9 protein-coding genes and 2 tRNA genes are annotated in these 11,834 nt (G+C 52.2%); all 11 read right to left on the bottom strand.

Annotated features, from left to right (window positions below; all coding sequences use genetic code 11):
* Positions 1-11: 11 nt before the first annotated feature.
* A complete protein-coding gene (locus NQF89_RS02725) occupies positions 12-1,670 on the bottom strand; it encodes a ribonuclease J (RefSeq protein WP_155573292.1) in 1,659 nt (552 codons plus the stop codon).
* An 18-nt stretch (positions 1,671-1,688) separates the two neighbouring features.
* Positions 1,689-2,522, bottom strand: coding sequence for a type III pantothenate kinase (locus tag NQF89_RS02730; RefSeq protein ID WP_266137447.1), 834 nt, complete (start codon positions 2,520-2,522; stop codon positions 1,689-1,691).
* 8 nt (positions 2,523-2,530) lie between these two features.
* The gene (locus NQF89_RS02735) at positions 2,531-3,268 is read right to left on the bottom strand and encodes a biotin--[acetyl-CoA-carboxylase] ligase (RefSeq protein ID WP_155573293.1); all 738 of its coding nucleotides are present in this window, start codon (positions 3,266-3,268) and stop codon (positions 2,531-2,533) included.
* 21 nt (positions 3,269-3,289) lie between these two features.
* Positions 3,290-3,364: transfer RNA gene (locus NQF89_RS02740), tRNA-Val, on the bottom strand.
* 89 nt (positions 3,365-3,453) lie between these two features.
* Positions 3,454-3,741: an HU family DNA-binding protein gene (locus tag NQF89_RS02745; RefSeq protein ID WP_155573294.1), complete on the bottom strand. Its 288-nt coding sequence runs from the start codon at positions 3,739-3,741 to the stop codon at positions 3,454-3,456.
* Between the two features lie 126 nt (positions 3,742-3,867).
* Positions 3,868-6,432, bottom strand: a complete 2,565-nt coding sequence (gene lon, locus NQF89_RS02750; RefSeq protein WP_266137448.1) for an endopeptidase La — start codon at positions 6,430-6,432, stop codon at positions 3,868-3,870.
* Between the two features lie 165 nt (positions 6,433-6,597).
* Positions 6,598-7,863 carry an ATP-dependent Clp protease ATP-binding subunit ClpX gene (clpX, locus tag NQF89_RS02755; protein WP_155573296.1) on the bottom strand — a complete coding sequence of 422 codons (1,266 nt, stop codon included), beginning with the start codon at positions 7,861-7,863 and terminating at the stop codon, positions 6,598-6,600.
* Positions 7,864-7,896: 33 nt separating this feature from the next.
* A complete protein-coding gene (locus tag NQF89_RS02760) occupies positions 7,897-8,541 on the bottom strand; it encodes an ATP-dependent Clp protease proteolytic subunit (protein ID WP_155573297.1) in 645 nt (214 codons plus the stop codon).
* 159 nt (positions 8,542-8,700) lie between these two features.
* Positions 8,701-10,029, bottom strand: coding sequence for a trigger factor (tig, locus tag NQF89_RS02765; protein ID WP_155573298.1), 1,329 nt, complete (start codon positions 10,027-10,029; stop codon positions 8,701-8,703).
* A 67-nt stretch (positions 10,030-10,096) separates the two neighbouring features.
* Positions 10,097-10,181: transfer RNA gene (locus NQF89_RS02770), tRNA-Leu, on the bottom strand.
* A 129-nt stretch (positions 10,182-10,310) separates the two neighbouring features.
* Positions 10,311-11,786, bottom strand: coding sequence for an NAD(P)H-hydrate dehydratase (locus NQF89_RS02775; RefSeq protein WP_266137449.1), 1,476 nt, complete (start codon positions 11,784-11,786; stop codon positions 10,311-10,313).
* Positions 11,787-11,834: the final 48 nt, after the last annotated feature.

The following is an 11,834-nucleotide window of genomic DNA, read 5'->3' on the forward strand; positions in this document are numbered from 1 at the left end:
ATATTAAGGCCTCAGACACGCAGAAGATGGACATCAACCAGCGGACGCTTCCGCAATTTCCGCCCCAAAGCGCGGCGCAGAGCCGTGCGTGCTGCATCGCGGAACGCTTGATCATCTTGGCGGAACTCATCGGGGATTTCATCAATCGCATAAGCGAACTCTTCCCGAATCCGTGCGCTTTCAGGGTCATCCCGCTCCAGCAAGCCTGGTGCGCTAATACGTGGCTCGCCGATAACATAGCCCTCATCATCCACAGCAAAGCTTGCCAGAACGATGCCGTTAAAGAGCATCCGCCGCCGTGCCGCTAAGACCCCACCCGTCATGGGGAGGAGGCGGTCGCCATCCAGAGCCAACAAACCCGTTGGCGCGGTATCAATCACCTCGACAGGCCCCGGCCCTAAATTGAGGATATCGCCATCCTCTAACAACACAGCCTCTGCCCCCGCCTCACGCGCTAAAGCCCCATGAGCGGTAAGATGACGCCATTCCCCATGTGTTGGGATGCTATAACGCGGGCGCACCAAGCTATAAAGATGCCGAATATCCCCACCTGTTGCATGGCCGGATGTATGAACCATGCCGTCTTTATCCGTCAGCACCGTAACACCACGGCGCGTTAGGTTATCTTGCACGGTCATCACCGCTTGCTCATTGCCCGGAATCACGCGGGAGCTGTAAATGACCGTATCACCCTCACCAAGTGAAATGGTGGAATGTGTATCGCTCGCAATGCGCGATAGAGCTGAACGCGCCTCACCTTGGCTGCCTGTGATAATCATCAACAGATTATCATCAAGGACATCCTTAATGTCATATTCCGTCAAGAAGGGCGGCAAATCAGCAAAATAGCCACATTCCCGCGCTGCTGATTCAAGATTGCGTAAAGAACGCCCTACCACCATGACCTCACGGCCAGAGGCTAACGCTGCTTTGGCGATGCTCTCCACACGGGCTACGTTACTGGCAAAGCAGGTCACAGCCACGCGCCCTTCTAGCCCGGCAATCATTTCTGTTAAGCCAACGCGAACATCCGCTTCGGACTGGGACCGCCCCTCCTTCATGACGTTCGTGCTATCACCGACAAGGGCCAACACGCCCTCATCCCCCAAAGCACGGAAGGTCTCTTCATCCGTCACAGGCCCAACAAGTGGGGTGGGGTCTAACTTCCAATCCCCAGTATGAATAATAATCCCGTGCGGTGTACGAATAGCTACCGATTGTGCTTCCACAATCGAATGGGTCACCGGGATGAATTGGAGGTCAAACGGGCCAACCTCAAAACGAGAGGATGGCATGATGATATGGATAACAACCTGATTCTGTAATCCAGCCTCAGTTAATTTACGGCGCAACACCGCAGCGGAAAAAGGCGTGGCATAAACCGGGCACTTTAAATACCGCCATAAATGCGCGACCGCCCCGATATGATCCTCATGCGCGTGGGTAATCACCAAACCGCGCAAATCCTTCTTACGCTCTGCAATAAAAACAGGGTCTGCAATAAGGACATCGGCCTCTGGCGTATCATTACCCGAAAACCCAATACCGCAATCAATCGCCAACCAATGCTCCTCACCGTTTTCACGCATACGGTAGAGGTTAAAATTCATACCGATTTCGCCCGTCCCTCCTAAAGGGAGAAAGGCAAAATCACTTACTTGCTCTGTCATAAACGCATCTGATCCTCTTCAAGCGTTACCATTATGCCCAAAGGCATTGCGGGCCTGTTGCCCAGAAAAATCAGTGATGAAACGCCCCTCATTCTGCTCCGCGAGAAGTCTTAACCCCTCCAGCGTGAGGTCTGGTGCTACTTCATCAAATAATGTCGTCCCCTCGGAGAAAAGCGGGGCTAAACCGCCTGTCGCCACAATTTTGGGACTCTTATCCATCTCACCGGCAATACGGTGAACAATCCCTTCAACCAGACCAACATAACCCCAAAATAAGCCTGACCTCATCGCCACACTCGTATTGCGGCCTATGGCCGTCATTGGTCGTCCTACACTCACACGCGGCAACCGTGCTGCAGCTTGATGCAACGCATCCATCGAGAGATTCACCCCCGGTGCAATCGCCCCACCGCAATAACGGCCCTGCGCATCAACAACATCAAATGTTGTCGCCGTACCAAAATCCACCACAACCAAGGGACCGCCACCATAAAGCTGACGTGCCGCAAGGCCGTTTAACAACCGGTCTGCCCCCAATTCTGCCGGGGTATCAACCAGCACATCCATTCCCCATTCCAGCTCATGATTCGCCACCAAAGGCTCCACATGCAGCCAGCAACGGCAAAAACGCCGCAAATCATACAACGCAGCCGGCACCACTGTGCCAATAATCGCCTGCGTTACACAATCCGCACCAATGCCTGCACGCTCCATCAACCCCAAAAGCCACGCGGCATATTCATCCGCTGTTCTACGGTCATCGGTCGAAATACGCCAGCGGCCAATCCATGATGAACCATCATGAATAGCAAAAACCACATTCGTATTGCCTGCATCAATGACGAGCAGCACAGCTCCCCCTACTCACAGATAACATCACCCGTCACAACCGAGGTCACAGTGCCATCATCTTGTGTGAGCAAAAGACGCCCCTGCACATCCAGTCCGGCAAATCGGCCTGATGTCCTCTTACCATGTCTTTCTAATATCAGTCGAGTACCTAGAGGGTGCGCACGTTTAAGCCATGCCTTCCATAAGGTAGCCTCGCCCTCCTTCTGCCACTCATTCCACCATTTATCAAAAGCCCGCAGAATAGACTCGGCACATAATTGTGGCTCAGGCGGTGGCTTTAATGCGGAGAAAGCCACAACCTTACGTTCGGTAAGGGTGGGAGCTTTCTGCAAATTGACCCCTATGCCAATAACAACCCAACAGACCGTTGCAGAGACCACTCCAGTCTCGATGAGGATACCAGCCATTTTATGAGAGTTAAGCAGAAGGTCATTCGGCCATTTTAAGTGAAGCTGCTGACACTCATCAGGTGATAAAGCCGCTGCTTCAACAAGCCCATCATAAAGAGCCAACCCGGCCAAATAGGGTAAAATTGAACGAAAAGACGCTGTCTCTGGTGCATGAAACAAAAAGGAGAAAGCGAGGTTCCCCTCTCCACTCTCCCATGTACGGCCACGGCTACCGCGTGCTGCGCTTTGGCGTCGTGCCAAAACAGCTAGCCTCGTCTTCTCGCCGGCCTCAGCGCGCTCTCGACAAAAATCGGAGGTAGATGCCAGCGTTTCATAAATCTCGAAACGCCAGGTCATAATAATAAACTTACAAAGGGATGGTGGGCAATGACGGGATCGAACCGCCGACCCTCTCGGTGTAAACGAGACGCTCTACCGCTGAGCTAATTGCCCGCCACGATCTATAGACAAAACCCTAATGGAAGGCAACGGGGAATTTTCTTTTTTTTACAAAAAAACTTCCCCGCTAATCTGTCATGCAATTACTTGCTGACAGCGTCCTTTAAGCCCTTACCCGGCTTGAAACGCACAGAGGTAGAAGCAGGAATATCAATTTCCTCACCTGTACGCGGGTTACGACCCTTAGCAGCCTTACGCTGTGCTGTAACAAAGCTACCAAAGCCTACGAGACGAACTTCCTGCCCTTTGGAGAGGGTCTCCTCAATCGTCTTGAAAACAGCGTCCACAACATCCCCAGCCTTTGCTTTAGGGAGGTCAGCAGCTTCAGCAACAGCAGAAATAAGCTCCTGCTTGTTCAATGGTTTCTCCATGACAAACCTTTCTTATTAGTTAAGTGAATCAACCCACTGGGATTAGAATCACCTGATAGCGTTTCCACCTGCACTATGAAGCGGATTTTCCCTGCGTCAACCATCAGAAAGCAAGAATAGCCCCACTTAATGCCGAAAAGAGCGAGAAAGTCCCTTCGGAGTCTCTTTTTTGCCTTTTGTGCCTACTATATGCGCTCCCGGCAGAGCCTTAGGGGCCTCTGTCAATGCGACACTCAGCACATCATCCATATGATGAACGGGGATAATCTCCAGCCCTTCTTTCACATTTTCTGGAATCTCGGCGAGGTCTTTAACGTTCATTTCAGGGATTAACACAGTCTTAATCCCTGCGCGCAACGCAGCAAGAAGCTTCTCCTTCAATCCGCCAATCTCCAACACGCGACCACGTAAGGTGACCTCCCCCGTCATCGCAATATCATGCCGGATGGGGATGCGTGCCAGCGCACTGACCAGAGAAGTCGTCAAGGCTGCACCGGCAGAAGGACCATCCTTAGGTACGGCCCCTTCAGGCAGATGCACATGAATATCAGTTGTCTCTAAGAGTTTAGGGTCAATCCCCCAAACATCCATACGCGACTTCACATAAGAAAATGCCGCAGAGACGCTCTCTTTCATAACATCCCCAAGCTTACCAGTTTGGCGAATATTGCCTTTACCGGGCATGGTCAGGCTCTCGATCGTCAGAATCTCACCACCAACTTGCGTCCATGCTAAGCCTGTGACGATACCAATCTGATCCACCTTATCTGTTTCGCTATGGCGATAGCGCGGAATACCGGCATATTTCTCCAGCGTTTCCGGTGTGACCTCAATGCTCTTTACCTTACTGCTGAGAAGCTCGCGCACCGCTTTGCGGGCAAGACGTGCAATCATGCGCTCCAAATTACGCACCCCAGCTTCCCGCGTGTAAGAACGAATCAACGCCAGCAGAGCCTCATCACTCACATGCCATTCACCGGGACGCAAATTATGCTCTTTAGCTTGCTTAGAGAGGAGATGCCGTTTTGCAATCTCCAGCTTTTCTGCCTCCGTATAACCAGAAAGACGGATAATCTCCATCCTATCCAGGAGCGGTTGCGGCATATCCAAAGAGTTCGCCGTGGTGATGAACATAATATCTGAAAGGTCGTACTCTACCTCCAGATAATGATCACCAAAGGTGCTGTTTTGCTCAGGGTCTAGCACCTCTAACAAAGCAGAAGATGGGTCACCACGCCAATCCGACCCCAGCTTATCCACCTCATCCAGCAAAAAGAGCGGATTATTTACTCCAACCTTTTTAAGCCCCTGGATAATCTTCCCCGGCATGGCCCCGATATATGTCCGGCGATGGCCGCGAATCTCGGATTCATCCCGCATACCCCCTAGGGACATACGCACATATTTCCGCCCTGTTGCGCGCGCAATGGAGCGTGCAAGAGATGTCTTACCCACACCCGGTGGGCCAACCAAGCAAAGAATAGGGCCTTTCAACTTCTTAGCCCGACTCTGAACAGCGAGATATTCTAAAATCCGCTCTTTGATTTTCTCCAACCCGTAATGGTCTGCATCCAGAACATCTTCTGCTTTTTGGAGGGATTTTGTAAGTTTGCTGCGCTTAGCCCATGGCAAGCCTACCAACCAATCCAAATAGCTACGCACCACAGTGCCCTCGGCGGACATCGGGCTCATATTCCGCAGCTTTTTCAACTCACTGCGCGCTTTTTCTTTCGCCTCTTGACTCAGGCCTTCTTTTTCAATCTTATCTTCAATTTCACTAAGCTCATCACGGCCATCCTCGCCTTCACCCAGCTCCTTTTGGATCGCCTTCATCTGCTCATTCAGATAATATTCGCGCTGCGTCTTCTCCATCTGTTTTTTAACACGGCTGCGGATGCGCTTCTCCACCTGAAGCACGTCAATCTCCGCCTCCATGCAGGAGAAAACACGCTCCAACCGTTCCTCAACAGACACAATCTCCAAAAGCTCTTGCCGCTCCGGAATCTTAAGATTCAAATGGCTGGCAATCGTATCGGCTAAACGTGATGGGTCCTCAAGCTGACTAACAGAGGTAAGAACCTCCGGTGCAACCTTGCGATTTAAACGGGCATAATCCTCAAAACGAGATAGAGCAGAACGCGCCAGAGCCTCACGCTCACCCGGCCGTGCCCCTAACTCATCAGGCACTATCTCCGCAGAGCTTTGGAAATAACCATCCTGCTCTTTCAGCCCCACTAAATGAACGCGGTGCAAGCCTTCCACAAGGATTTTTACCGTGCCATCAGGCAGTTTTAAAAGCTGAAGAACATTCGCAACCGTGCCAACACGAAAGAGGTCATCAACTGTTGGCTCATCTTTTGCCACATCCTTTTGGGAGACAAGTATAATCTCCCGCACATCCTCCGGCATTTGCTCTAGAGCATGAATGGACTTCTCCCGCCCCACAAAAAGCGGCACAACCATGTGAGGGAAAACCACAATATTGCGTAGCGGCAATACAGGCAGAACAGGCTTTTTAACGCGCGCTGGCCGCTTAACCTGCGCTTTAGCCGCGGCAGGTTCGGCCTGTTTTGCTTCCTCTTTCGCGCTAGAGGCCCGCACACGCCGTGCAGGGACCTTGCGCGGAGATGTTGGCGTTGCTTTATCAGCCGTTTTGCGGCGGCTAGTTTTTGTTTTCTTTTCGTCACTCATGATTTCAAGATCTCCATAACGGACGATCAAACCCCTATACCGCCCAATTAAGGCACGGCAGGGGCTTTCACTCTATGGGCTCAATGTGGGGTGTTGGGAGATGAGGGGCAAGACCCAACACCACAGGAAGCATACATAAACAGACCAAAACCGCTACAAAGCCGGTCAGTCTGCCTCCGTTTTAGCGTCATCACCTTCTGCATAGACATAGACCGGCTCGGCTTTGCCCTCTGCAACATCGCGATTAACAACCACTTTCTTAACCGTCTTTCGCCCGGGAAGGTCGAACATTGTCCCCATCAAGATTTTCTCCATGATGGAGCGCAAACCCCGCGCGCCTGTTTGACGTTCGATCGCACGAGCTGCAATCCCTTTAATCGCCTCCTCCTCGAACTCCAACTCCACCCCTTCCATTTGGAAGAGCTGCTGATATTGCTTCACCAAAGCATTCTTTGGTTCGGTCAATATCTGCACCAAAGCGGCTTCATCGAGGTCATTGAGTGTGGCGATAACAGGAAGACGGCCTATAAACTCCGGGATAAGGCCATATTTCATCAAATCTTCAGGCTCAATATCCTTAAGAATATCACCAAGCTTGCGATCATCTTCAGAGCGTACATCCGCCCCAAAGCCAATCCCACTTCCCTTACCGCGTGCGCTAATGACTTTGTCCAACCCAGCAAACGCCCCGCCGCAAATAAAGAGCATGTTCGTGGTATCGACCTGCAAAAACTCTTGCTGAGGATGTTTACGCCCCCCCTGCGGTGGAACGGAGGCTACGGTCCCTTCCATTAATTTTAGCAAGGCCTGTTGCACACCCTCACCGGAGACATCCCGCGTGATAGACGGGTTCTCAGCTTTACGGGAAATCTTATCGATTTCATCAATATAGACAATCCCACGCTGGGCCCGCTCAACATTATACTCGCACGCTTGCAAAAGCTTGAGGATGATATTTTCAACATCCTCCCCCACATAACCGGCCTCTGTCAGCGTTGTGGCATCGGCCATTGTGAAGGGGACATCCAAAATCCGCGCTAAGGTTTGGGCTAATAAGGTCTTACCGGTCCCTGTCGGGCCGATGAGCATAATATTCGCCTTACCAATCTCTACATCACTGCCTGATTTTTCGGTATGCTCGAGGCGTTTATAATGATTATGCACCGCAACGGAGAGGACTTTTTTCGCATCGTCCTGCCCAATGACATAATCATTTAAAATCGCACAAATCTCACGCGGCGTAGGGACCGAACCGCCAGTCGTAATAGGGCCTGCCCCACGCTCCTCACGGATAATATCCGTGCATAACTCTACACATTCATTGCAAATAAAAACGGTCGGCCCGGCGATGAGCTTCTTCACCTCATGTTGAGACTTCCCACAGAATGAACAATAAAGCGTGTTTTTAGAATCGCTCTCTTTTTCGCTCATTACAGCTCCTCAAACCCATACTAGCGGGTATGTTCAGGCACCGGCCTTCTTCTCTGCTGGGTGGCGCAGCACGACTTCATCCACCAATCCGAAATCTTTCGCCTCTGTTGCGGAAAGATAGCGGTCACGCTCCAACGCTTCTTCAATTTCCTCTAAAGCGCGACCTGTATGCTCACGATAAATCTCGTTCAAGCGGCGGCGAATCTGTAGAATCTCGCGCGCTTGAATCTCGATATCAGAAGCTTGACCCTGCGCCCCACCAGAAGGCTGATGCACCATCACGCGGGCATTGGGCAAGCAAAAACGCCGCCCCGCCTCACCAGCAGCTAACAACAAAGAGCCCATAGAGGCCGCCTGACCAATACACACCGTACTCACGGGCGAGCGGATATATTGCATTGTGTCATACATCGCTAAGCCAGCCGACACCACGCCGCCGGGACTGTTGATGTAAAAGGAAATCTCTTTAGTGGGATTAATACTCTCCAAATACAGCAACTGAGCGCAAATTAATGAGGAGACCTGATCATACACAGGCCCTGTGAGAAAAATAATGCGCTCCTGCAAAAGGCGGGAGTAAATATCAAAAGAGCGTTCCCCGCGCGAGGTTTGTTCCACCACCATTGGCACGAGTGTATTATTAAACACTTCCAGAGGGTTACGATCTTCAATGCCCATAGGTATTTTCCTTTACAACGTCCCCTCACCCTAGCACAGCCCGTTAGGCTTTGTCTTTGTGAGATAAAACAGCAACGCGGCTATACAAGAGGGCCAGCACCGGCAAGAGCAAAAAAAAGGGGCAGCGGCAGGCTGCCCCTTCTTTATACAATGCGGCGATTATTCCGCATCTGGCATATCAGCAAGCTCCTCGGCTGTGACTTCTTTATCCGTCACATCAGCAAGCTCAATGAGATAATCCACCACCTTATTTTCTAAGATAGGACCACGGAGGCTCTCAATGGCCTGAGGATTCTTTGTAAAGAACTCAAAGACCATCTGTTCTTGACCCGGATAGCGGCGTGCCTCCTGCTGTAATGCAGAAAGTAGCTCCTCCTGAGAGACTTGAATCTCTTGCTTACGACCAATCTCTGCCAAAAGCAGGCCGAGCTTTACGCGGCGTTCGGCAATTTTGCGATAGTCAGCGCGCAGGGTGTCTTCATCCTTCGCGGCATCTTGCTCATCAAGAGTGCCGTTTTTACGCTCTTCCTCAATCCGACTCCAAATCTGCGCGAACTCGGCATCCACCATGCTCTCAGGCGCATCAAAATTGGTCTTTTCGGCAAGAGCGTCCAACAGCTCGCGCTTAATCCGCATACGGGAAAGCTGTTTATACTCACCCTCGGCCTGCTCGGTGATGAGCTTACGCATTTGCTCAACACTCTCTAGGCCCAGCCCTTTAGCAAACTCATCATCAATGGTTGGGTCAACCGGCTTCTTTAGCGCGTTTGCTTTAATGTCAAACGTCACTTCTTTACCGGCAAGGTCAGCAGCTTGATAATTCTCTGGGAAGGTCACAGTAATGACGCGCTCATCACCGGGCTTCATACCTTCCATCTGGTCAGCAAAACCGGGGATGAAGCCTTCGCCACCAATCTCGACATTCACATCATCAGCGGTGCCACCCTCAAAAGGTGTGCCATCTTTTTTGCCAACGAAATTGACATTCAGCACATCACCCTTCACAGCAGGGCGGCTTTCTTCAATCACTTCAAATGTGCGGTTACGTTGTGCAACCTCACGCAGAGCTTTCTCTACGACCTCATCAGCAACTTTCGCGCTATAACGGGTCAGCTTTGTGCCAGATACATCGGGGATGGTAATCTCAGGCAGGACTTCCATCTCGATTTTAAACTCAAGGTCCTTACCGTCTGTCCCGGTAGAAACAACATCAACTTGCGGCTGCATAGCTGGGCGAATCGCCTCATCCTCTAGCAGCTTACGCACACTCTCCTGCACCAGCTTCTCAGCCACCTCAGCTTGAACAGACTCACCAAAACGCTGCTTTACAACGCTGGCGGGCACTTTACCGGGGCGGAAGCCGGGGAGTTTAACATCGCGACTCACTTCAGCCAGACGAGCCTCACACCGGCCCTGCAGGTCAGCGGCAGGAACAACTACTGTGAAAGACCGTTTCAGGCCCTCATTGAGGATGGGCTTAACCTGCATGAATCCGACATTCCTTCTCTATAATACAGGGGATCTCCAGCATCGTACATTTAAATGGAGAGTGCCTTGGTGCGGGCGGAGGGACTTGAACCCCCACAGCTTGCGCCACCAGAACCTAAATCTGGCGTGTCTACCAATTTCACCACGCCCGCATAAACCAGACGGCTATCTCCAGTACCAGCCCGTTTAAGGACCGATGCCTTCATTGTTCTGCGGATTTAACGCATGAACCCCTTCACGGCAAGGGGCCTTTCCTGCAAATCTCTCTTTTATGCTGTAAATTATCCCTTAATGCGCCATTTTCCTGCATCTTCCGGGCTATGAGAAGCTGCCTGACGCGCCAAACCAAGCTGGGCGAAGATATCTTCTGGCACAATCCATCCCCCCTTTAACGCCGCAGCGCGCCGTGCCGCCTCCCCGTGCACCCACACACTTGCCGCAGCAGCCTCCCAAGCGGGCATCCCCGCTGCGAGACATGTCGCGATAATACCGCTAAGCACGTCCCCTGCCCCTGCTACAGCTAAAGCGGGAGTGGCGTGACTATTAATCGCGACCCGACCATCAGGGGCTGCAATGATGCTATCGGCCCCTTTCAGCACGACCACAAGATTCAACTGCTTTGCTGCGTGACGGGCTGCCTGTAAGCGATCCCCCTGAATAGGCCCGAAAAGCCGTGCAAACTCCCCCATATGCGGTGTCATAACAGTCGCCCCCTTTAAACGCCCGGGATTCCCCGCAGCCCAAGAAAAAGCACCTGCATCAACAACAATCTGCCGCCCTTCCTTTTGGAGTAACGGAAGGGTACGTCCCACTTCATCAGGCTGCAAACCGGGGCCACAAACCCACACATGCCGCCGTTTATCCTCCAAAGCGGCGGCTAAAGATTGGGTATCAACAATCGCGGCTGGAGAGGCGAGTCGATACATCATGGCGGCCGCCTCTGGCACTGTCAGCCGCACCATACCCGCCCCAACATGCCGCGCTGCCTCAGAGGCAAAAAAGGCTGCACCGGGCATCTCGGCCCCGCCGCACACACTTACCACACCACGGCTATATTTATGATCAAGCGGCTCTTGCTGCGGTAATGCCCATAAGGCAGGGCCATTCTCCCACATTATACTGCGCGTATCAGCTAAAATCGCTTCAGGAATGGCCAAATCAGCACACAGCACCTCCCCACAAACCGAACGTCCCGGCAAAAGCAAATGCCCCGGCCGCTTGCGGATAAGTGCAATGGTCTTAGCACATGGTGCTACCTGCCCCATCAAGCTGCCCGTTGCGCCATCAAGACCAGAAGGAACATCAATAGCAATAATGCGCGGTGCCGCTGCAAAAAAGGCTTCTACAAGAGGCGGTAATGGCCGATTCACCCCGGCCCCAAAGACGGCATCCACCACCAACTCCGCCCTTGCAGCTTCCTGCGGGGTAAAATCGACCACATCACCATGCCAGCGCGCCGCCATTTGCTGGGCCAAGCTGCCCTCAACAGGGGGCTGCGTCATCGCAACACGCACCGGCCACCCCCATGAGAGCAAATGCCGTGCCAGCACATAGCCATCCCCGCCATTATTCCCCGGCCCGCACGCCACCACAACACGACAGGGCTTTACATGCTGGCGGATTAGCCGTGCGGCCATCATGCCTGCACGCTCCATAATCATAGGGAGAATCGCCTCCATGGCTTGGTCCATCTGGCGTGTTTCTTCTGGTGATAAAAGAGCTGATGACAAAAAACTTTGCTGGGAAAGACAGGACATAAAGCAATCTTCTCTCTATAAAGGTGGGCGAACAGATTATGACACAGT

The organism is Bombella pollinis, from assembly GCF_026385485.1.
Classification (GTDB): domain Bacteria; phylum Pseudomonadota; class Alphaproteobacteria; order Acetobacterales; family Acetobacteraceae; genus Bombella; species Bombella pollinis.